This is a genomic window from Rhodococcus sp. T9N, assembly GCF_024436645.1.
Lineage (GTDB): Bacteria > Actinomycetota > Actinomycetes > Mycobacteriales > Mycobacteriaceae > Rhodococcus_F > Rhodococcus_F qingshengii.
Genome location: NZ_JAMSKS010000081.1, coordinates 56,903 through 78,918 on the forward strand (window position 1 = coordinate 56,903; position 22,016 = coordinate 78,918).

The following is a 22,016-nucleotide window of genomic DNA, read 5'->3' on the forward strand; positions in this document are numbered from 1 at the left end:
CATAGAAAGCACACCGATCCCAGAGGGTTCGGCGAGCACTGTCGAAGGTGAGGAGAGTGAACGGACATGATGTGGTGGAGCGAGAATTCGGGTTATGGAATGGGTTGGGTCAGCTGGATTCTGATGGCGCTGGCGATGATCGCATTTTGGGGGTTGGTCATTGCGGCCCTACTTGCTTTGTTTCGTCCCAGGCGCAGTACCCGCAGCGAACTCCGTGGTACGAATGCGCAGCATCTGTTGGATGAGCGCTACGCCCGCGGCGAGATCGACGATGACGAGTATCGCTCCCGCAGTGAAGCTTTGGATCGATCCTCTCGTCGACACGAGAGTCGTTGACCTCTGCCGCACGCGCGCCCCGGGCTCGGTGGCGTATCAGTTCCGTTTCTCCACAACGACTAGACAAGGACAATCACAATCATGGCTATTGCGCCGTTCACAGGATCGGCTTTCAGTCGACGTACGTTTCTCGCCGCCACGGCGGCGGGGGCGGGTGGCCTGGCGTTGACCGCATGCACCACCAGCGGATCGTCCAACCCGAACCCCCCGCCGTTCGACAAGAATGCCATCACGTCCGCTGAGGCAGCGCGCCCGCATACCGGTCGCACCGTGGACTACACGCTCAATCCGCAGGGTGCCGATATCGATCTCGGCGGCATCACGGTGCGCACTCTGGCATACGGCGACAGTGTTCCCGGTCCGTTGATTCGCGCGAATGTCGGTGACGAGTTGGCGATCACCGTCAACAACGGACTCGATCATCAGACATCGGTGCATTGGCACGGCATCGCGCTTCGCAACGACATGGACGGCGCCATGCCGGCAAGCCCGAACATCGAATCGGGGCAGAACTTCACATACCGGTTCTCAGTACCTCATTCGGGAACGTATTGGGCTCACCCGCATGTCGGTCTCGACACCGACTACGGCCTGTATCTCCCCATCGTCGTCGACGACCCCCGCGAGCCCGTCGACTACGACGCCGAATGGATCGTGGTTCTCGACGACTGGACGGATGGAGTCGGCACGAGTCCGCAACAGATCCTCTCCGACCTTCAGTCCGGAAACGGCATGGGTTCGATGGGCGGATCCGGGATGGGCAACATGCCTGGCATGGGTGGAATGAACCACGGGTCGGCCGAAACCACGCTGCCCGCCACCTCGGGTGGCCCTAACTCGGTAGAATCAAGCGCTCTGCTCGGTGGGGACGCGGGTGACGTCAGCTATCCGTACTATCTGATCAACGGGCGGATAGCTTCTGCACCGACAACTTTCTCGGCCGCTCCCGGTCAGCGTGTGCGTATTCGCATCATCAACGCGGGTGCGGATACCGCTTTTCGAGTCGCCCTTGCCGATCACGTGATGTCCGTGACCCATACGGACGGTTTTCCGGTCGTACCGACAGAAGTCGATGCGCTTCTCCTCGGCATGGGTGAGCGCTACGACGTGATCGTCACGGTCAAGGACGGTGTATTCCCGCTCGTCGCCGCGGCCGAGGGTAAGAACGCTCAGGCTCGGACGCTGCTGCGTACAGGCTCGGGCGCTGCGCCCGACGCGTCGTTCCTCCCTCGGGAATTGGCAGGTCGAGTGGGCACGGTCGAGTCGTTCACTGCAGCCGAAAGTGTCGTTCTGCCGCGAAGCGATGGCACCGGTGTCGATCTCGTGGCAGACCTCGGGGGGGACATGATGAGCTACCAATGGACGATCAACGGTCGGAACTACGACCAAACCGAACCTCTGACCGTCAAAGAAGGGGACCGAGCCCGGCTCACGTTCACCAACATGACGATGATGTGGCATCCCATGCATCTGCACGGGCATACGTTCCAAGTGGTCAAAGGTGACGGCGGTGTCGGCCCTCGTAAGGACACAGTCATCGTTCGTCCGATGGAATCTGTCGCTGTCGATCTCATCGCCGACAACCCGGGCGACTGGATGCTCCACTGCCACAACGGATATCACCAGGAGTCGGGTATGATGACCCGCTTGGGCTACATCGTCTGACACGTGGAGACGTCCGAACACACGATCACACCAGCACGGGAGGCGCGACCTGATTGGGCCGGCATCTCATTCGATGCCTCTTCCTACCCCGTTCGGCGAGGTGAGATTGTGGCCGCCCCGGCATCGGGTCAGCGTCCCGGAATCCCCGGCCTCTGCCCTGCCGCTGGACTGGGATCGAAATCCCGCGAACGGCGCAACTGCCCATGGCTCCGGTGTACACCTGGCGACACTCCACGGGCGCTCGAAATTCGACGTTCTCTGCGCGGGCGAATACACGAGGGAGAATCCGACCAAATGTCCGACGGAAGTAGTCGAGGCGCAGCCTTGACTCACCTTCTCCTAACGCGAGTATAGTAGAAACAGGTACCCCCCTGGGGTACCAGACGGGAAGGGAATCATGAGCGGTCAGACTAACTCGCAGCCGAATCTACTCGATAAGACGCAACGCGGCTGTGGATGCAACTCGACGAAGAAATCACCCACGACATCCGCGCCCACCCCTACGGAGGACATCATGTCTGCAACCAACAACACGTTCGCGGTCACCGGCCTCACCTGCGGGCATTGCGTCGGCGCCGTCACGGACGAGCTGCGCGCCCTCCCCGGAGTGAGCGAGGTCGAGATCGATCTCGTCGCCGGAGGAGTCTCCACCGTGACCGTCACAGCTTCAGCGCCACTGACCGAGGAACAAGTAACTGCCGCGCTCGACGAAGCCGGCAACTATCATCTCGCGAACATCTGACCGGGCGCCCACACCGCCAGCGTAGGCAGGTCAGGAGAGGTACATCTGATGAGCACCCTGGACAACACGACCGTCGCTGCCGAGTCCGCACACAGTGTCGAACTGGTCATCGGCGGCATGACCTGCGCCTCCTGCGCCGCGCGAATCGAAAAGAAGCTCAACAAGATCGACGGCGTCACCGCGACAGTGAACTACGCGACCGAAAAGGCGAAGGTCGATTTCACGGGTGCGGTAGCACCTGAAGACTTGATCTCCACCGTCGAGGCAACGGGATACACCGCCACCTTGCCTGCCCCCAAGGGCTCGTCCGGGGAGGTCGGCACTACCGACGGGGTGGACGCCCGAATCCAGGACGAGGCTTCGCAACTGCGGACCCGACTGCTCGTCTCGCTCGCATTGACTGTGCCTGTGGTCGCATTGTCGATGATCCCGCCATTGCAGTTCACGAACTGGCAGTGGCTGGCCTTGACGCTCGCATCTCCCGTCGTCGTCTGGGGCGCACTCCCCTTCCACCGCGCTGCACTGACGAATGCCCGACACGGCGCGGCAACAATGGACACTCTGATCTCGGTGGGGGTGTCGGCGGCCTACCTGTGGTCACTGTGGGCGTTGTTCTTCGGTCATGCCGGAATGGCCGGCATGAAGATGGAGTTCAGCCTGTTCCCACAGCAGGAGGGCGGAGCGGACCACATCTATCTGGAAGTCGCTGCTGCGGTCACCGTCTTCATACTGGCGGGGCGATATTTCGAAGCCCGCGCCAAGAAGCAGTCGGGTGCAGCCCTACGCGCACTGATGGACATGGGAGCCAAAGACGTAGCGGTGTTGAGGGAACACACCGAGATCCGAATTCCCACCGAACAATTGGTGGTCGGTGACATCTTCGTCGTACGCCCCGGCGAAAAGATCGCGACCGACGGCATCGTCACCGACGGCACATCTGCGGTGGACGCCTCCATGCTGACCGGCGAATCCGTGCCAGTCGAAGTGCGCCCTGGCGACGCCGTTGTCGGCGCCACCGTCAACGCTGGAGGGCGACTCCTCGTTCGAGCAACTCGTATCGGCGCCGACACTCAGCTCGCTCAGATGGCACGACTGGTCGAAGATGCACAGAACGGCAAGGCTCAGGTCCAACGTCTCGCCGACCGCATCTCCGGAATCTTCGTCCCGGTCGTCATCGTTCTCTCACTGATGACGTTGGGTGCGTGGCTTTTGACCGGTCACTCGATGGTGACGGCGTTCACCGCCGCCGTTGCCGTGCTGATCATCGCGTGCCCCTGTGCATTGGGGTTGGCAACACCGACGGCGCTGATGGTCGGAACGGGCCGCGGCGCCCAGTTGGGGATTCTCATCAAAGGCCCCCAGGTTCTCGAATCCACCCGTCAGGTCGACACCATCGTGCTCGACAAGACCGGGACCGTCACCACCGGGCGCATGAGTGTCGATTCGACAGTCGGCGCAGATGGCGAGAATATCGACGAATTACTTTTTGTCGCAGGAGCGTTGGAGGACGGCTCCGAACACCCGATCGCGCAGGCCATCACTCTTGCAGCTCGGGCTGACGGCCGGCCGTTGCCGAGAATCGAAGGTTTCTCCAACCACGACGGCCGAGGCGTCTCCGGTGTCGTAGACGGCCGAGCCGTTGCTATAGGTCGGCGAACCTGGTTGGAGCAGGACTGGTCTCTCGTCGCACCCAAGAATCTGGAAGTGGCCGCACACGACGCGGAAGCCGACGGAAAGTCCCCGGTGTGGGTTGCGTGGGACGGTTCGATCCGCGGAATCGTGGTCGTGTCGGACACTGTCAAGGACACCTCGAAAGAGGCCATCACTGCATTCCGAACCTTGGGACTACGTCCCATCCTGTTGACCGGCGATAATGCTCGCGCCGCCGTCGCCGTCGCAAAACAAGTGGGGATCGAAGCCGCCGATGTCATCGCCGAAGTCTTGCCCGCGGACAAAGTAAGCGCCGTCAAAGACCTCCAAAGCCGTGGGTATACAGTCGCTATGGTCGGTGACGGTGTCAACGACGCCGCTGCTCTGGCACAAGCAGACTTAGGTCTGGCCATGGGCACCGGCAGCGATGTCGCCATCGAAGCCTCCGATCTCACCCTTGTCCGAGGCGACCTGCGCTCCGCCGCAGATGCGATCCGTCTGTCGCGCTCGACGTTGAAAACCATCAAAGGGAACCTTTTCTGGGCCTTCGCCTACAACGTGGCGGCGTTGCCTCTGGCGGCGCTGGGGTTGTTGAACCCGCTGATCGCCGGCGCTGCCATGGCTTTCAGCTCCATCTTCGTCGTCACGAACAGTTTGCGCCTACGACGATTCACCAGTCATGCCACAAGCTCCGATCACTGATTTGATCCCGAATTCGACTGCCCCGATGACCTTCCGTCTGCCCTGAACTCTTCGGACGCGATGTGCGGGAGAGGTCCCACTGTCCACCCGCAACGAATCCAAAGGTTTCACTTCACGACGACCACCATCACGGACGAGGGCAGTCGTCGACTGCTTGGGACACCATGGTCCTTCATCGAATCTTCACCAAACATCTAACCAAGGCATATCCGCCACCGGCAGGCTCAGTATTGAGACACACGTGGACCCCACAACATCACGCCCCAGAGGTGCCGACGATCTGCCACAACACGGGAACATGCCACCGAGGTATCCGCACAGTCGCTGCCGCAAGAATGGCGGTCACAACGAGAGGGCGCAGAGATGAATCGAACCACCGTTCTCGAAGTACAAGGATTGCAGTGGGCGACATCGAAAGCCGCAGTCGAATCAACTCTCCTTCGCCGACGTGGCGTCGTCTCTGCTGAGGCCAACGTCCTCAACCAAACTGCCACGGTCACCTACGACCCGGCTGCAACCTCGATACCCGAACTGTCCCAATGGATCCGGGACTGCGGCTATCACTGCGCAGGGCGATCAGTGCCCTCCCACAGCTGCGACCCCCTCTCCGAACCAAACGACAGCACCAGCGCCACGCCCTCTGAATACCACGTTCATTCAGACCACGCCGACACATCAACCGACGCACCGGTCGAACACCCCGGCGAATCTCCTCACGGCGAACACACAGCGCACGAACCACATGCTCAACACTCTGCACAGGACATGATGGGGCACGGAGGCGCCCACGCCGGAATGTCGATGGACGACATGGTCCGGGACATGCGAAATCGCTTTCTCGTCGCTCTCGTTCTGTCCATTCCGATCATGCTGTGGTCCCCGATGGGGCGCGACATGTTCGGATTCACAGTTCCCGCCCCGTTCGGACTCCGCGACGACGTATTCACCCTGATACTGAGCTTGCCAGTGGTGTTCTACTCGGCCTGGATCTTTTTCGACGGCGCTTATCGGGCTCTGAAGGCCCGCACCCTCGACATGATGGTCCTCGTTGCCGTCGCCGTCGGGGCGGGTTGGCTCTACAGCGTCGCCGTCACCTTCACCGGCGGCGGCGAGGTCTTCTACGAGGCCGCGTCGGTGCTGACGGCTTTCGTCCTGCTCGGACATTGGTTCGAGATGCGAGCCAGAGGTGGAGCCAACGACGCGATTCGCACACTGCTCGAACTGACCCCGCCATTGGCAATCGTGTTGAGAGACGGCGAACCCGTCGAAGTTCCCACCGCCGACGTTGTCGTCGGAGACCTGTTACTGATCCGACCAGGCGGCAAAGTCCCTGTCGATGGAACGGTCGAGAGCGGAACTTCCGAAGTCGACGAGTCAATGGTGACCGGGGAAAGCCTTCCCGTATCCAAAGAACCGGGATCCGCAGTCATCGGGGCTTCCATCAACACGACGGGCACACTTCGCGTCCGAGCAACCAAAGTCGGTGCCGACACCGCCCTGTCCCAAATAGTGGCGTTGGTCCAGGAAGCGCAGAACTCGAAAGCGCCGGGGCAACGGTTCGCTGATCGGGCCGCGTTCTGGCTCGTCCTTGTTGCTTTGATCGGCGGCACCGGCACCTTCCTCGTCTGGTGGGCGGCGGGTGCAGGAGTGCAGACCGCGCTTCTGTTCGCGATCACCGTCGTTGTCATCACCTGCCCCGACGCTCTCGGTTTGGCCACGCCCACCGCCATCATGGTCGGCACCGGACTCGGAGCTCAACGAGGAGTGTTGTTCAAAAATGCCACCGCGCTGGAATCCTCGGCGCGCATCGAGACGGTAGTGATGGACAAGACCGGCACCCTCACCAAGGGTGAACCCGAAGTCACCGACGTCGTCGTCGACGGTATCGGCACCGATGAACTCCTTTCCCTCGTCGCGGCGGTCGAACGCGAGTCCGAACACCCCCTCGCCGGCGCGATCGTCCGCTACGCGACCGAACGCGGCGCCCCGGAGTTTCCCCTCACAAATTTCCGTAATGTGCCAGGTCATGGTGCGGCTGCGGAGGTGGACGGTCGTCGAGTGGCGGTGGGCAACCGCAAACTGATGATCGCCGAAAACGTCGACTTCGGCACATTGATGGGTACACGCGACGACCTCGCGGCCAGCGGGCGCACAGCAGTACTCGTTGCCGTCGACGGACAGGGCGTCGGGGTGATCGCACTCGCCGACGCTGTCCGAGAGACTTCCGCCGCCGCAGTGGCGGCGCTGCACGACTTGGGCGTCGAAGTCGTCATGCTCAGCGGCGACAACGAAGCCACCGCACAGCGCATCGCGGGCCAGCTCGGTATCGATACCGTCATCGCGGAAGTGCTCCCCGGCGACAAAGCCGCCAAGATCGTCGAGCTGCAAAATGCCGGCAAAAAGGTTGCGATGGTCGGGGACGGAGTCAACGATGCTCCCGCGCTCGCACAAGCGGACCTCGGTATCGCCATCGGCGCAGGTACCGACGTCGCAATCGAAACAGCGGACCTCGTGCTGATGCGGTCGGACCCACTCGACGTACCGGTCGCTCTACAAATCGGGCGAGGCACCCTCCGCAAGATGAGACAGAACCTCGGATGGGCAGTCGGGTACAACGTCATCGCCCTCCCCATCGCCGCTGGAGTCTTCGAACCCTCCCTCGGACTTGTACTTCGCCCCGAGATCGCGGCGCTGTCGATGTCCGGGTCCAGCTTCATCGTCGCAGTCAATGCACTACTGCTGAAGCGGCTACGCCTCCCTTCTCCCCCAGATCAACACCGGCCTTCACCCAGCACTACGAAGTCCACCTCACAGAACGTCTCATGACCCGACAACCGATCTCCCAGCGAAAGGGATTCCCCGATATGAAGAAGGTCCTCGCAATCAGTGCTGCAGCAACTGCAGCACTATTCGTCCTCACCGCATGTAACAGCTCCAATACCGATGAAACTACCTCCACGCCAACGTCAATGAGTGCCGAATCCAGTTCATCGGCGAACGCGAGCACTCACAATCAGGCAGATGTGACATTCGCCGAGCAGATGATCCCGCATCACAGTCAGGCCGTCCAGATGAGCGACATGCTCCTCTCCAAAGACGGTATCGACCCCCGAGTGACGACGTTGGCAGAACAGATCAAGGCAGCGCAAGCCCCAGAAATCGAGCAGCTGCAGGCCTGGTTGACCAGCTGGGGACAGAGTTCGTCCTCCTCTGGCATGAATATGCCGACCACCTCCCACAGCATGGAAGGCATGACACCCTCTACCAGCATGAACATGCCGATGCCCTCAGAGAGCATGGGGATGACGCCGGGAATGATGGAGGGGATGATGTCCGCCGATGACATGACCGCGCTGCAGAATGCACAGGGAACCGATGCCGCGAAACTGTTCCTCGCTCAGATGATCGACCATCACCGCGGAGCTGTCGCAATGGCGCAAACTGAAGTTGATTCCGGACAGTATCCCGAAGCTATCTCCATGGCGCAGACCATCATCAGCGCGCAAAACCAGGAAATCACCACGATGGAAGGCATTCTCGCCACGCTGTGATCACGACTTCCGGCGTTCATTGCTCAGATTTCAGTCGGATGTGAGCGCACGCGGCTCGGTGTCTCTGCTTGACAATTGACCTCGGCAGAGGCACCGAGCCTTCTAGGCGACAGGTCAATACCCCGGAGGACACCGAACACTATCGAGGCAACCTCATTTGTTGGAGGGTTTGGTAATTACACCCGAAGATATCCCGAGATCCGCACGCGCCGTCCTGCGTGCGCGGTCACATTCGTCGGGCTCAACATTCTGGTCAGGCTCCGTGGGATACCCACCAGCACGAGGTAGGAACGGGTGCACAAAAACCCACGCCTGAACCGAACCGATCTATTTGCATCAATCAGGTCCAGGCGCAAACCGAGCCCATCGATTAACGAGGGACAGGCCGGGTACGCAAACGAGAACAGACGACATGGAGGTCATGATGCAGGACGTTCGGCGGGGGATGACCGACTCCGAGTTGATCGCGGAGGCGTACCGACTCGAAAGCCAGCCGGTATTGAGCAGGTGCGACCACATCAGGTTGACACTGATACACGATGAACTCGAGTGTCGCGCAGGATGTCGGGAAAAGAAACTCCCTGACGCGGCGCCACAACGGCTTCCGCCTTGCAAGGGCAGGAAGTGCGCATGATTGACAAGTTTGATCACCACGTTCACACACTCACATCAGAATGGCTGCGCCACTCCCCCGGCATGCAGGCGCGGGGCTCCCCTGATCCATATGCCCCCGCGCCACTCTCACCCGCTCGCTCTCAGTTGAGTCCCGCGTACGAATGGAGGCCGGAGACATCCATCTTGATGATGAAGAGATTGAACAGCATTGCGACGAAACCGGCAATGATTATCCAGGCGGCACGGGTATCGCGCCAACCAGAAGTAGCACGCGCGTGCAGAGAGGCGGCGTAGATCACCCAAGCGATGAAGGAGATGTGAACGACGGTTGAAAACTAGACCACCCGTCGTTTCTGGACTAGTTTTCAACCGTCGTCAACAGGAGACCGTTTCCTTGGGGTCCCATCCTTCTTGACAACATCCAATCGCGCACTAGGAGCGTTCGGGGACCGCAGTACCGATCGAGTCCTTCGACACACAAGTACGCACTCCGCACGCCCGCTCACCTTTCAACCGCTGCCGAAACGCGCCCGCCATCAAAGCCAGTGAAATCAGCCCCAGGACCGGTTGTATCGGTGCCCACAGATTCAACGCACCCGTCACACCGACAGTCATGATCACCAATTTGTTGCACACCGGACAGCCGACGGCCAACAGAGCCAGCGCATTGCTGCCAATGCCCACGCGCGAGGGTGCTGCAGAACTGGATTGCGTTCGCACATACGTCGCGAGTATCAATCCACTCAATATCGCGTTCGCGATCCACACCGGATAGTTCCACCACAGCACCGGAGTCATCCGCTGGTAGAACGAAGTCGGCACTATCCCGGTGGGGACGCCGACGATGAGCGCTGCTGCCACCGCACCTGCCGACGCAGTAATCCAACGCCAGAGCGACCAATTCGTCATCGCCGATGTCCCTCCCTCATACAGTGAACTACTAAAAGAGATAGTAGTTCACTGTATGAGACGACCGGAAACGGCAATCCTTCAACGACTTGCATCCCACCCGACAGGGGTATCACCGAGGTGCACGTGTGTGAAAGCGAAGTCTCCACGGCGATCGAATACGATGCGCGGGACAGCGGGAGTTTGCGCAGCGTCGAGGCAGGGCAACCGAGGCCCGCACCGACAAACGTGAGCGCGGTAAGAGTTCGCGTAACAACGAATCGGTCAGTGCGGCTGTCGTCTTGGTAGGACCCCGTTTGGTGAGCCACTCGCTATCAGAGAATCAATGCGTGTGAATACAGCTGGCAGCTGTACTCATTCGGAGTGCGGTAAGCCAGCGATGAATGCCGATGTCGGGTGTTGTAGTCCTCCTTCCCGTCCTCGATGACCACCCGGGCTTCGAGGAGGCTGTGGAACTCGTTCATGTTCAGGCATTCGTCACGGACTCGGTTGTTGAAGGATTCGATGTAGCCGTTCTTCCACGGCTGACCAGGGGGAACATATCCGATTCCCAGTCGGTCCTCGCAGAACGTCCGCAACGCCTCGGAGATGAATTCGGGTCCGTTGTCGCACCGCAACACCTGTGGCGGGCCGCCCCAGAGCGCGAACACTTTCTCCAGGGCGGCGACGAGATCCTCTGCCGGGATGGATCCCTCGACCATGTTGAGCACCGACTGGCGCGAATGCTCGTCCACCATTGACGCGATCTTGAACTTCCGTTCGTCGGTGGTGAAGTCGAACTGGAAGTCGATCGCCCACACCACCTTCGGTGCATGTGCCTCGGCAATCGGGGTGGTCGAAGCGTCGGCTCGTTTGCGGATTTTGCGGACCTTCACCCGCAACCCTTCCTCGCGCCAGAGACGCTGAACCTTCTTCTTTGTTAATCACCCAGCCCATGGCACGCAAGTCCGCCCACGCCCGACGAAACCCCTTGCGGGCATTCGCTTTGGCCCAGTCTCGCAACCACTTCCGCAGATCGGCGTCCGGATCGTCCGGGGTGTCTCTCGCAAGCGCTTTTCGTTGGGTGGATCGCGGTTGCCCGACGATTTTGCAGGCGAAACGCTGTGAGAGCCCCATCGTTTCCTGGAGCATGACGACAGCGTTTCGTTTGGCGGTCAGGCTCAGAATTTTCCAGTGATAATGGAATCAACCCGTTGACGGAACGGCCTGACCCAGAATTTTCCGAGCAATCTCCTTGAGTGCAGCCTTTTCGAGTTCGGCTTCGGCGAGGAGCTTCTTGAGCAGGGCGTTCTCGTTCTTGAGTTCTTTGAACTCTTTGGCGTCGTCGGCTTTCATGCCGCCATACTGCTTGCGCCAGTTGTAGAGCGTCGGCACCGAGACGTCGAGTTGTCGGGCGATTTCCTCGTCGTCGGCGCCTGTGGCGGCAAGTTCGTCGCCGTGGCGCAGTTTTCGGATGATCTGTTCGGGCGTGTGCCGTTTGCGTCCAGCCATGAGTTGCAGCCTTTCATGCCCTTGATCAGGGCGGAAGGATTCTCATAGCTTGCGGGTCACTTGATGGGGGTCATGCCAGTCTCATCCGTCGCCGGCACAGTCATCACCGAAATTGGGAACGAACTCATGGCGACTTCGTGTCCTCACTTCTTCCCGTCATACGTGCGACATATATTGCGTACACGTAGTTTGCGGACGACACGGCTCACTCGGATCCGTTTCCCGCCAGTGTGCTCGTTGTGGGATGGAACCTTCCGGTGTGAGCTTCAGCCCGAATCCGTTCCACCATGTGTGGGTGGTGCATCTCGAACGCCGGACACTCGGAGCGGATAGGGGCTCGGTGAAGTTGTGGCGTGGCGGCGGACAGCTGGTCGCCCACTCGAGAGAATTGCCATTGCCCCACGGATCGTCGACCGTGACGACTTCACCAAATCTGTAGCTCCTGAAGACGTTCCAGATGAACGGCAAGGTGAATGGTGAATGCACCCAAGACGAAGGACTCTACGGTCGAGATGGAGTTCAGTACCGCAAAGTCGTCCAAAGGTAGGTAATCCGCTTAGCGGCGCGGCATCCCCTCGACGCCGAGCCAGTGCTGCACGAGGAAGGTCATGTGGAATCCGCGAACGCCGCTTAGAAATGCCATTTGCCCAGCCACTCATCCATCACTCGGCCAGTCATCTTAGGGAACCAGAAGTAGATCCGCGCGTACGTGGTGAACACAACCGTACCGAAGACCACGTAGTGAAAATGTGCCACGCCGAAGTAACTGTCGGTGACCTGAAAATCGAACGGTGGTCTGGCCAGAAGCACCTCCGAAAGACCATCGACTAAGAAGGTGATCAAGAAACTGATCGAGAACAGCATCGGCGACTCGAAAGTCAATTGCCCCTTCCACCAATCCCGATAACGCCAACCCCACGATCCCCACATGTCCGCGCGCACGCCCGGCGAAACTCTTATGGAGACAGACGTACGCAACGATTTTCGCCGACCTCTGAAGCCAACCGTACCGCCGACGGAGAAGAGCTAGAGAAGCCTGGTCACATTGGGCACCATGCCGTCCCAACGCACCGGGGAAACCTTGACCACATCGCCGGACTGCGGGGATTCAAGCATCTGATTGTTGCCAAGGTAGAGCGCCTCGTGCTGACTTGCGTTGGGCCCGTAGAAGATCAGATCCCCTCGCTTCATCTGAGAGGCTGGAACCTGCCTTCCCGCGGTGTACTGGTACCCGGAGTAGTGCGGAAGTGAGATTCCCACACCAGCAAACGCATAGATCATGATTCCGGAACAGTCGAAGCCTGCATTTTCGAAATCACCGAAAGTGTCCGCGACTCCGCCGTCACGAATTCCGACGGTCGGCCCGTTTGCGTCTCCGCCTCCCCACGAATAGCGGACACCGAGTTGCGACATTGCCCGGTCGATGACAGTTTCGATGGCACCGTCACCGGTGACCGAATTCTGACCGTCGTCACTCACGCCACCTCCGGGCTCCGTCGTAACCGACGGAGCCTTGGTTGGAGAAGCAGGCGGTGACGGCGTAGCCGTCACCGACGTGGGAGCCCTTGTAGAAGCAGCAGACGGTGACGGCGTAGTCGTCACCGACGGCACCTTCGTCTCCGAGGAATCATCGCTGATCTGGGTATGCGGACGCTGTCTGCTGGCAATGTCCGCGGCGCGATCACGTGCAATTTGATCCGCAGCAACCCGGGTCGCAGCTTCCGATGCTGCTTGCTGCGCTGCGGCGATCGCCGCAGCGGTAGCTGCTTCCTCTGCTCTGCGCTGAGTATCCCACTGGTCGTAGACCTGACGCTGGTTCTGCAATCCCGTCGCGCTGTTTCTCGCTGCCTCCAACTCGATTTGCGCGGAATCGCGCTCCTTCATGACCACTGCCTGTTGCTCTGTTGCCGACTTCTGCGCATCCGTCACGCGCTGGATTGCTTCCATTGCGAGGGCTTTGTTGTCTTCTGCTCTGGCTGCAGCAGCGTCGGCGGTCGCCTGGGCCGCCCGTGCCACAGACTCCGTGTTCGATCGCGCCGTTCGTGCGCGCTGAAGCTCGTCCATGACCGCGTTGTGCTTCTTCGTAATCATCCGCACCAGGTCAGCTTTGGCCAAGAGATCGTCGGGGCTGTCGCTTCCGAGGAAGACGGTCAGCGAGCCGGCGGTGCTGCCTTGTCTGTAGCTGGCGGCAACGAAATCGTCGAACTGCTGTTGCGCCACCTCGATTGCCTGCCCAGCCACTCCCATGTCGGTGCGTGCAGCTGCCCCAGCAGCAGTGGCGGCCACCGCGACATCACGGGATGACTGAAGGTCCACCAACGCCTTGTTCACGTCCTCCCGCTTGATCGCAACCTGGGCGGCGATCTCAGCGAGTTGCGCATTCGCCGACGCAACGTCGTTGATCAGATCGCCGATACGGCCCAGAGTTTGATCCACGCGTGAGTCTGCCTGTTGCAACTCGGTATCGCTCGGATTCGGTGGCGGCGGCGGAACCGCCATCGCGATACCGGGAGTGGTTGCGACGATCGATCCGGCGAGAGCCAGACCAAGGACGGCGTGAGCGACTCTCGTGCGAGCATGCGTGAGTCGATTCCGTTGCCTCACAAACACCCCTCGTCCTCGACGACTCAAACTGCGCTCGACACCCATGTACTAAGGACAATAGTAGATAAACATCATCAACTGCCCCATATGACAAAAAGCGTCACATGTTTCCCTCGCGCACCACAGATCGGCTAACCGTGCTGTCGTACCGGATTGGACCAGAACGGCAATGCTCCTGACCTCGGGACCGTTCGCACCCGCTGCGTGGAATCGCCACCCCGCCTTGCTCAGGAATGTCGGGTGCACGCACGAGGCGCCGGCGGGCACATCCCGATTGTCATTGCGCCTGCTGAAGGTTCGTTACAGAGCGATGGTGATCGCCGCGGTGTGCAACTGGCCTCCTGTCTGGAACTCGATGAACAGTCGCCAGTCGCCGGATTTCGAGAGTTTCGCAGGTACATCGAATTCCGGACCTCGCTGATCGCTGTCCAGTGGCGTCAGATCAGCAAAGGCGAGAGTCTGTGCATGGATTGCAGTGACATGGACATAGGCGCCCTCGTAGCGCTGCACGTCGGATCCCTGCTCGTCGCCTCCGGCAATGTCCACCGTGAGCTCTCCCGACTGGCCGGGTGTGAGTTTCCCCGCGACCGTGAGCGTGTAGCCGTCGACCGAGGTCGACGGCATGGCGTGTGGAAGCCTTTCCGGAGTCCCCTCCCCAGGAACTGTGACCAGCTGCGAAAGCACCTGCGTTTCAGAGGTTTTCCCGCTAAGAGCCCTAAACTGGGCGTATACGCGGTATCTCCCGGGTACGAGGCCTGAGATCGGGGCGCTCCACGTGCCGTCGCCAGCCATGATCGGATGCAGATGCGCGAATCTCGTCGAGTCATCCCGAATGAAATACAGATGCATGAGCTGGCCTTGCTCTGCCTCGTACTCGGTTACCGCGCCACCCCCTGAATCGTCGATTCGGAATCTCCACGTCGTGGCTTGACCGGCGGGAATCATCGAATCATCAGTAATCAGCGCCATATCGGAGGTGCTGGACTCGAGCCCATTCATCACTGCCGAGGGTTCGCCGGCCTTGCTCGACGATGACTGAAGGGAAGGCTCCGCACTATCGGTACCGCTGTTCGTGCAGGCCGTGAGTGATGTCACGGCGGCGGCGACCACAGCCGCCACCGTCATGTACCGAGGCAGACTGCGAATATCCATCGGGTTGGATCGCTTTCTTTGTTCCACCGACCAAGGGAGGAGATGTCAGGGGTCGAAATGAAGGGTAGCCCGATCAGGAGATTGCCGATTGATCAACACATTCATCTCGCCCCAGCGAGTAGATCGAGGTTGGTAACACCACTGCAGCATGAGCTTCAGCGAGTGTGTCGCCGCACGCACTGATCACCTGGTCGTCGGACGCGCCGCCGAGGGACTCCGGCGTCGATTGGCCACATATGGGGTGAGCTCTTTACAGGGCAGGGATCGGGTCGTCGGCGATTCCGAGCCCGAGATGTTCGATGTGATAGACCGCTTCGTCGAGAAGCATCGCCACATGATTGTCGTACAGGCTGTACACGACGTTGCGGCCCTGCCGCGTCCCCGTCACCAACCCCATCGCACGCAGCAGTCGCAGTTGATGCGAGACAGCGGACTGCTCCATCCCCACCGCCTCCACCAGGTCACCCACAGAACACGCCCCGTGCCGCAGCCGAGTCAACATCCGCAGTCGACTCGGCGTCGCCAACGCCTGCAACGTGGCAGCCACCGTCGCGGCCGACTCCGCATCGAGCTGCGCGGGCGGTGTGGACGTGCCTTCGACTCCGTGACCCATGTGAAGCATCTTACCCATCATGATTACATGAAGAGGTCTTCATGTTTTCCTGTATCGTGGCGTTCGTTCCTACCCCCCTGCCCCCAGCCGGAAGCCGTGCCATGACCACCCCTGTACGCAGCGATCCACACACCGAGCCCGCGGCGCCCCGGGCCGCAACCGCCGTCCGCACCCGGCCGTTCGCACTCCCGGAAGTGCGGTGGGCAGCCATCGCGACCGGGCTGTTCGTCCTCGGGCTTGCCGCTCAGTTCGGCGGTGCCCCGACCTGGCTGTGGTGGACGCTGTATCTGGGCTGCTACGTCACCGGCGGGTGGGAGCCCGCACTGGCGGGCTTGCAGGCGCTTCGAGAGAAAACCCTCGACGTCGACCTGCTCATGATCGTCGCCGCGATCGGCGCCGCGGCGATCGGCCAGGTCCTCGACGGCGGCCTGCTGATCGTCATCTTCGCCACCTCCGGCGCGTTGGAAGCATTCCTGACCCAGCGCACCGCCGACTCGGTGCGCAGCCTGCTCGATCTTGCTCCCGAACGTGCCACCGTCATCGGCCCTGACGGGCACGAAACCATGGTGGATGCGGCGTCGTTGACGGCAGGTGATGTGATCGTCGTCCGGCCGGGCGAGCGGATCGGCGGCGACGGCCGGATCATCTCCGGAAGCAGCGATGTCGATCAGGCCTCGATCACAGGAGAACCCCTACCAGTGGCAAAACATCGCGATGACGAGGTGTTCGCCGGAACCCTCAACGGGACCGGCACTCTGCGAATCCGGATCGATCACGCGGCATCGGAGACGGTCGTCGCGCGGATCGTGGCGATGGTCGAAGAAGCGTCCGCCACCAAAGCGAAGTCGCAGCTGTTCATCGAGAAGGTCGAGCAGTACTACTCGGTCGGAGTCGTGGCCGCGACCCTCGCAGTGTTCTTCATCCCGTTCGCGCTCGGCGGCGCCCTGCAACCGTCGCTGCTGCGAGCGATGACGTTCATGATCGTCGCCTCCCCGTGCGCAGTCGTGCTGGCCACGATGCCGCCGCTACTGGCGGCGATGGCCAACGCCGGCCGCAACGGCGTGTTGGTCAAATCCGCCGTCGTGATGGAGCAGCTCGGTTCGGTCACCACCGTCGCATTCGACAAAACCGGAACCCTCACCAAGGGGTCCCCGGCCCTGACGGACATCCGGCCGATGAGCGGGGCGAACCTCGCCGCCGACGAGCTGCTCACGTTCGCCGCCGCGGCCGAGCATCCCAGTGAGCACCCGCTCGCTGACGCGGTCGTCGCCGCTGCCCGCCAACGCGGGTTGCAGGTGCCCCCTGTCGAAGAGTTCGACTCCGCCCCCGGCCGGGGAGTGCGAGCACGCCTGAACGGTCGCCGGATTCAGGTCGGCAGCCCCGCACACCTGCTTCCAGCGGCGTCGGCCGCGATCGCGGACCGTGCCACGGCGCAAGCGATGTCTGCGGCCGCCGAAATGGAAGCCGGCGGAAAGACCGCGATCGTGGTGATTGTCGACGCCGCACCGATCGGAGTACTCGGACTGGCCGATCAACTCCGCGACGGCGCCCGCGACGTCGTCGACGAACTGACCACCCTCACCGGACACACTCCGGTTCTACTGACCGGCGACAATCCCCGCGCCGCCGCTGCGCTCGCCGCACAGGTCGGGATCACCGACATGCGAGCCGGACTCCTCCCCGAGGACAAGGTCACCGCCGTCGCCGACCTCGAACGCAGCGGCGCGAAAGTGCTACTGGTCGGTGACGGTGTCAACGACGCCCCCGCACTCGCCGCCGCGCACACCGGCATCGCCATGGGCCGCGCCGGATCCGACCTCGCACTCGACACCGCCGACGCCGTCATCGTCCGTGACGAACTCGCCACCATCGCGCGCGTGATCGCCCTCTCACGCCGTGCCCGGCGCATCGTGATCGCCAACCTCGCGATCGCCGCCACCTTCATCACCACCCTCGTCCTGTGGGACCTGTTCGGGCACTTACCGTTACCCCTCGGCGTCGCCGGACACGAAGGCTCCACCGTCATCGTCGGACTCAACGGAATGCGACTACTTTCCCAACGCGCGTGGCGCTACGAGACAGGCAACCTCGGGTGGCGCCGGGCTCGATCCATCTAGAGAAGAGGTACATCTCCCAAGCAAAGGTCGTCCGCCTTCGATTGCCTGCGCGCTACGTAGTGGCGAAGGGAACCCGCGAGTTTTGCCGCGGGACGCCGTCAATGGACCACCCGCCATGAGCAATCTACTATTGACGATAGTAGGTTGTTGATCGACACTGTCCCAGACCGCTCGATCCGAGCATAGGAGAACTCCATGAGCTTGGCGCCGTTCCTCGTCGTAGTTCTCGGAATTCCAGCAGGAATGGCCGCCATAATTGGACTGATGACCGCGGGCAACGAGAGAAAGAGCCGAGTTGACCGACCGATGCGACGCATGCGCGCGGAGATCAGTCGACTCAATTCGGAGAACGCCGCACAGTAGCCCGGCACGGCATCAACCATGCTCACCGCCGATACACTCGTGCTGCATCTCATCTCGCAACCACGAGCGGGACCACGGACGTGGGGTCAAGATCCTTCCTCGGGAGAGGCGACGTCGTGCAGCCAAGGTCGGGCGCGAGAATCGAACTCCCAACGCAACACCAAATCGGATCTCATCACACTGTCCACGTCTTCCGACTGACCAGACAGCCGGCTTCCACATCGGGGCCGGAATGCGTCATCTCCCCTCCTGACATCCCGGCAAGCTTCAACCTACGGAAGGAGCGCGTCGGGTCGGGCGGGGAGTCGACCGGTTTCGAGGAAGATGATGCGTCGTCCGATTTCCACAGTGTGGTCGCAGAATCGTTCGTAGAACCGTCCGAGCAGGGTGATGTCGACAGCAGCTTGCACTCCGTGCGGCCATTGTTGGGCTTGGGTGACGGTGAACAGGCGCCGGTGCAGTTCGTCCATGACCGTGTCGGCGGCCACAAGCTCTTGCGCGTGAGCAGAATCGACGTGCCGCAGTATTACCTGGGTTTCGGTCGCCCGAGCCACTGCTGTCCTTCCCATGTCCGCTACGACTGCCCGCGCTTCGGGCGGTACGGCCGACGTCGGGTGGCGCAGGCGCGCGATCTTGGCGATGTGGACGGCCAGTGCGCCCATACGTTGCAGACTTGCGGCGATGTGCAAACCGCCAACGGTAAATCGGAGGTCATGTGCCACAGGGGCTTGTAAGGCGAGAAGTGAGAATGACTTGTGTTCCCAGTCGGAGGCGGCCCGCTCGAGGTCGGTGTTCGCGTCGAGTACTCGCTCGGCGGTGCGAAGGTCGGCATCGAGGAGGGCTGCCGTTGCCTCCGACATCGCTGTCACGGTGAGCCCGCACATCGACGCCAGGCCACACGAGAGGTCGTCGAGGCTGTCGGCGAAATGTGTGCGCATCTCATCACCCTAGATGTGTACCCAGCGGTTGTTTCGTCTTCAGTTCGATCCGGGGCATCGGGTCCATTGCGCCTCTTCTCGGCCTCCGTCCGGGCAATACCGTTTCTGTGCCCGCCGGTGACGGGTAGAAATGGATTGAAGCCGACAGCCGTAATGGGTGCTGTCGGCGAGGTGCCTGTGGTTAAGCAGTCAGCCGCAGGTGCCGACCACAACGCGATTCAGTCTGTCATCGGTCACAAACCGAGCAGCAGCTGATCGAATTGCGAACGCAACCCACCGAGTAGAGCGAAGTCTGCGCGAACACGGGCGCTCAACTGCTCGGACACCTGGCGGAGTTTGACGTTCTTCTGCTCCAAGCGCCAGATGAGAATGTCGAAGGCCCGCTCCGCGGAAATTCCGTACACGATCATCAGCATCACTTTGGCCTGCTCGATCGCTCCACGGGAGCTACTGATCTCATCGACCAACTCGTCGACCGACTCCCTGACCCATGCGGTCGAGCGTTTCGGTGACGTCTATGTAAAGACCGGCACTACCGATTACTTCGTCGTTGCCGCCGAGGATGCTGTCGCCCACCACGATTCACCGATCTCGTCACACCATTTGTGTCGACGATGCGATGTCTACTACTGAACGGCCCAAACTGGTCGCCGCCGGCACCGCCCTCTACGAGGCGTGAGGCATTATCTTCCTCGAAGACCAACTCGCGGAAGCCCGCCGCATCAACACCGAACTTCAACAGCAAGAAAGCGGACCCGGCGCATCACCCGAATACGCCCAGCACCTCCGACATCACCCCTCCCCCAATACTCTCCGCTACGCCACCACACCCACCTTCGCGGACTGCATCTTCACAGGGCGGATCTGTCCGAGCGGAAACGTCAGGAGTCGAACGCAGACAATGCTTTCGCTACAGTCGATCAATGCAGCACCATCCCGACGTGGCGTTGCACTCGGCCCACCGAACGCGATGTCGCGCAGGCCGAAAATTCGGTGGGCCGCCTCTGACTGCGCGCCCGTCGACCCTGACACCGGGCCGCACGGCCCATCAGGTCGGACGTCTCACCCTGACCTGGTGAACCACGGTGGAACTGTGTCCCCCCAACTGGCGAAAACACATACCCTCGCTCGGCCGCCGAAAACATGGGTACAGAAGAATTTCACCCCGGACAGCGCCTAGGAACCTTCGATCTTGCCGCAACGCCTGGCCGGGGGCAACGCCTAGAACACACACTCGTCTACGCGACCCCCATGGTGGCAGACATGGATTGATGGTGTCGACGTGTGCTCAGCACGTACCCGTGCGATCGCGTCGCGTTTCACTCGCGAGTGCATGGCAGCATTTTCCGAAATGAGGAGAGTGGGGCAAAGCACCACGGCAAACAGGACAAACCTCACCTCGACCGCCCGCGAAGCGTACGGCCTAGTCGTACACGTCCGGGAGCGGGCGCCGGCATCTACCGGTCTCATCGGTCCTCTGCCTTGTATGGTCGTCGAGACTGCCCTCCCGGCGTCAGCGCCCCATCGGTTGGGTAGAGCACATATGGTCCTGCAATGATGCACGGCCCAATCTCGCAGTTGCACCGAAAGCTCGCTCTCACTCGTCGATCTCGGCCAGAGAACCACGAACGGCACGGAGGACCTCACGAGATCAGTCCGAAAGCGAACTCCATGCCACCACAGCATTTTTCGCCGTGTCGCAAAGTCAAGACGGTCGGTGCTACGCCTGCAGCGCAAGTTTTCCAATCTGTAACTTCGATTATCTGTGCGCTAGCCGCCGAAAAGCAGTCCAGTGCAAGCCGAACCTCTACGCAATACAGTCAGGAGAACCTGATGACACCACACCCGAAGAGGGAGCATCACCGTGATCCGTCAAACGCCTGAGTCCGCGGGCGTGAGTGGTTTCAGCGACCGCCTCAGTGCTCGTTGATCCCAGGCCCTTGATGAGTGTGTATTGCGCACCGATTCGACACCGTAAAATCGACCGGGAAGCCATGCAGTGCAGTTATTCGCGTAACACGCGAATCTCGGATCTCTCCATCCCAGGCATCGTCGTGATCGCGCGCAGCGGGAGTTGGCATGCCATGTTCGAGCCCACGAGCTTTCATTTCCCCGTTCACATAGTAGAACCGCGCCTTTTGATTCGGGGTGTGGCGATCAAACCTGTCGTACAAGTATTGGTACTCCGCGACCAGGTCATCGCCCGTCATTCGGTAAACCGACAGAGGCGCCTCGTCATTCGTCATCGAATCGCCTCCTTGATACAGCGGCGCCGCAAGAGAATCTCGAAGACCATTCCCCGGCCGAGCGGACTTCGCAACGTGGATTTGCGGTTGACCCACGGGACAATTACACACCTGTCTCCGACGGGGTCAAAGGATGATCCCAGCTTTCGATCGGCTTCGGTCATGCCACCCCAGGTTCCGTACGGCTCACCAGCACCCAGGGCATACTCGCGACAACTACCGAGCAGGGGCAGTTCTGACAAATCCGCCGAGTCGGCGAATCCCACCGGCTTCCAGCAGTAAGACCACCCTCCACCGGCACTCGAACCTCGCCTTCCGTCAC

Annotated in this window: 16 protein-coding genes and 3 pseudogenes; 8 read left to right on the forward strand and 11 right to left on the reverse strand. The window is 61.1% G+C overall.

The window, feature by feature from the left end; genetic code table 11:
• Positions 1-66: 66 nt before the first annotated feature.
• From M1L53_RS33395 to M1L53_RS33420, 6 genes are all read left to right on the forward strand, one after another.
• On the forward strand, positions 67-336 hold the full coding sequence (locus M1L53_RS33395; protein WP_030537786.1) for an SHOCT domain-containing protein: 270 nt from the start codon (positions 67-69) through the stop codon (positions 334-336).
• Positions 337-417: 81 nt separating this feature from the next.
• Positions 418-2,001, forward strand: a complete 1,584-nt coding sequence (locus tag M1L53_RS33400) for a multicopper oxidase family protein (protein ID WP_030537787.1) — start codon at positions 418-420, stop codon at positions 1,999-2,001.
• Between the two features lie 514 nt (positions 2,002-2,515).
• Entirely contained in the window at positions 2,516-2,743 is a 228-nt protein-coding gene (locus M1L53_RS33405; RefSeq protein ID WP_030537788.1) for a heavy-metal-associated domain-containing protein, read from the forward strand.
• A 48-nt stretch (positions 2,744-2,791) separates the two neighbouring features.
• Entirely contained in the window at positions 2,792-5,095 is a 2,304-nt protein-coding gene (locus tag M1L53_RS33410) for a cation-translocating P-type ATPase (RefSeq protein WP_047270630.1), read from the forward strand.
• Positions 5,096-5,458: 363 nt separating this feature from the next.
• A complete protein-coding gene (locus M1L53_RS33415) occupies positions 5,459-7,921 on the forward strand; it encodes a cation-translocating P-type ATPase (RefSeq protein WP_058228111.1) in 2,463 nt (820 codons plus the stop codon).
• A 38-nt stretch (positions 7,922-7,959) separates the two neighbouring features.
• Entirely contained in the window at positions 7,960-8,646 is a 687-nt protein-coding gene (locus tag M1L53_RS33420) for a DUF305 domain-containing protein (RefSeq protein ID WP_047270628.1), read from the forward strand.
• Between the two features lie 755 nt (positions 8,647-9,401).
• Here the strand turns inward: M1L53_RS33420 and ccsA are convergent.
• The 7 genes and pseudogenes from ccsA to M1L53_RS33455 all read right to left on the reverse strand — a co-directional run.
• Positions 9,402-9,578: pseudogene (ccsA, locus tag M1L53_RS33425) on the reverse strand (cytochrome c biogenesis protein CcsA); the annotation flags it as partial.
• A 115-nt stretch (positions 9,579-9,693) separates the two neighbouring features.
• Positions 9,694-10,170, reverse strand: a complete 477-nt coding sequence (locus M1L53_RS33430) for a hypothetical protein (protein WP_047270626.1) — start codon at positions 10,168-10,170, stop codon at positions 9,694-9,696.
• A 314-nt stretch (positions 10,171-10,484) separates the two neighbouring features.
• A pseudogene (locus M1L53_RS33435) lies at positions 10,485-11,661 on the reverse strand (IS3 family transposase).
• Positions 11,662-11,866: 205 nt separating this feature from the next.
• Positions 11,867-12,555: pseudogene (locus tag M1L53_RS33440) on the reverse strand (cbb3-type cytochrome c oxidase subunit I); the annotation flags it as partial.
• 132 nt (positions 12,556-12,687) lie between these two features.
• Positions 12,688-14,310 carry an NlpC/P60 family protein gene (locus M1L53_RS33445; protein WP_081377629.1) on the reverse strand — a complete coding sequence of 541 codons (1,623 nt, stop codon included), beginning with the start codon at positions 14,308-14,310 and terminating at the stop codon, positions 12,688-12,690.
• A 255-nt stretch (positions 14,311-14,565) separates the two neighbouring features.
• Positions 14,566-15,417 carry a hypothetical protein gene (locus M1L53_RS33450; protein WP_052959930.1) on the reverse strand — a complete coding sequence of 284 codons (852 nt, stop codon included), beginning with the start codon at positions 15,415-15,417 and terminating at the stop codon, positions 14,566-14,568.
• 250 nt (positions 15,418-15,667) lie between these two features.
• A complete protein-coding gene (locus tag M1L53_RS33455) occupies positions 15,668-16,030 on the reverse strand; it encodes a helix-turn-helix transcriptional regulator (RefSeq protein WP_047270658.1) in 363 nt (120 codons plus the stop codon).
• A 101-nt stretch (positions 16,031-16,131) separates the two neighbouring features.
• Here M1L53_RS33455 and M1L53_RS33460 point away from each other — a divergent pair, with 101 nt between their 5' ends.
• Complete coding sequence (locus M1L53_RS33460; protein ID WP_047270622.1) at positions 16,132-18,147, forward strand: heavy metal translocating P-type ATPase; 2,016 nt, start codon at positions 16,132-16,134, stop codon at positions 18,145-18,147.
• Positions 18,148-18,342: 195 nt separating this feature from the next.
• Positions 18,343-18,510, forward strand: coding sequence for a hypothetical protein (locus tag M1L53_RS33465; protein WP_155419211.1), 168 nt, complete (start codon positions 18,343-18,345; stop codon positions 18,508-18,510).
• A 272-nt stretch (positions 18,511-18,782) separates the two neighbouring features.
• Here the strand turns inward: M1L53_RS33465 and phoU are convergent, their stop codons facing one another.
• The 4 genes from phoU to M1L53_RS34975 form a co-directional block, all read right to left on the reverse strand.
• Positions 18,783-19,448 carry a phosphate signaling complex protein PhoU gene (gene phoU / locus M1L53_RS33470; protein WP_047270619.1) on the reverse strand — a complete coding sequence of 222 codons (666 nt, stop codon included), beginning with the start codon at positions 19,446-19,448 and terminating at the stop codon, positions 18,783-18,785.
• Between the two features lie 233 nt (positions 19,449-19,681).
• A complete protein-coding gene (locus M1L53_RS33475) occupies positions 19,682-19,858 on the reverse strand; it encodes an ANTAR domain-containing protein (RefSeq protein WP_232354283.1) in 177 nt (58 codons plus the stop codon).
• 1,506 nt (positions 19,859-21,364) lie between these two features.
• Complete coding sequence (locus tag M1L53_RS33480) at positions 21,365-21,694, reverse strand: hypothetical protein (RefSeq protein ID WP_054827429.1); 330 nt, start codon at positions 21,692-21,694, stop codon at positions 21,365-21,367.
• Positions 21,691-21,960 carry a WhiB family transcriptional regulator gene (locus M1L53_RS34975; RefSeq protein ID WP_052959928.1) on the reverse strand — a complete coding sequence of 90 codons (270 nt, stop codon included), beginning with the start codon at positions 21,958-21,960 and terminating at the stop codon, positions 21,691-21,693. Before M1L53_RS34975 ends, M1L53_RS33480 begins: the two co-directional genes overlap by 4 nt.
• Positions 21,961-22,016 lie beyond the last annotated feature (56 nt).

Coding starts and splice junctions, on each gene's coding strand:
- M1L53_RS33465 (WP_155419211.1), top strand. CDS start 18,343: ATGAGCTTGGCGCCGTTCCTCGTCGTAGTTCTCGGAATTCCAGCAGGA.
- M1L53_RS33405 (WP_030537788.1), top strand. CDS start 2,516: ATGTCTGCAACCAACAACACGTTCGCGGTCACCGGCCTCACCTGCGGG.
- M1L53_RS33460 (WP_047270622.1), top strand. CDS start 16,132: ATGACCACCCCTGTACGCAGCGATCCACACACCGAGCCCGCGGCGCCC.
- M1L53_RS33395 (WP_030537786.1), top strand. CDS start 67: ATGATGTGGTGGAGCGAGAATTCGGGTTATGGAATGGGTTGGGTCAGC.
- M1L53_RS33450 (WP_052959930.1), bottom strand. CDS start 15,417: ATGGATATTCGCAGTCTGCCTCGGTACATGACGGTGGCGGCTGTGGTC.
- M1L53_RS33400 (WP_030537787.1), top strand. CDS start 418: ATGGCTATTGCGCCGTTCACAGGATCGGCTTTCAGTCGACGTACGTTT.
- phoU (WP_047270619.1), bottom strand. CDS start 19,448: ATGCGCACACATTTCGCCGACAGCCTCGACGACCTCTCGTGTGGCCTG.
- M1L53_RS33445 (WP_081377629.1), bottom strand. CDS start 14,310: ATGGGTGTCGAGCGCAGTTTGAGTCGTCGAGGACGAGGGGTGTTTGTG.
- M1L53_RS33480 (WP_054827429.1), bottom strand. CDS start 21,694: ATGACGAATGACGAGGCGCCTCTGTCGGTTTACCGAATGACGGGCGAT.
- M1L53_RS33410 (WP_047270630.1), top strand. CDS start 2,792: ATGAGCACCCTGGACAACACGACCGTCGCTGCCGAGTCCGCACACAGT.
- M1L53_RS33415 (WP_058228111.1), top strand. CDS start 5,459: ATGAATCGAACCACCGTTCTCGAAGTACAAGGATTGCAGTGGGCGACA.
- M1L53_RS33430 (WP_047270626.1), bottom strand. CDS start 10,170: ATGACGAATTGGTCGCTCTGGCGTTGGATTACTGCGTCGGCAGGTGCG.
- M1L53_RS33475 (WP_232354283.1), bottom strand. CDS start 19,858: ATGATCGTGTACGGAATTTCCGCGGAGCGGGCCTTCGACATTCTCATC.
- M1L53_RS33455 (WP_047270658.1), bottom strand. CDS start 16,030: ATGGGTCACGGAGTCGAAGGCACGTCCACACCGCCCGCGCAGCTCGAT.
- M1L53_RS33420 (WP_047270628.1), top strand. CDS start 7,960: ATGAAGAAGGTCCTCGCAATCAGTGCTGCAGCAACTGCAGCACTATTC.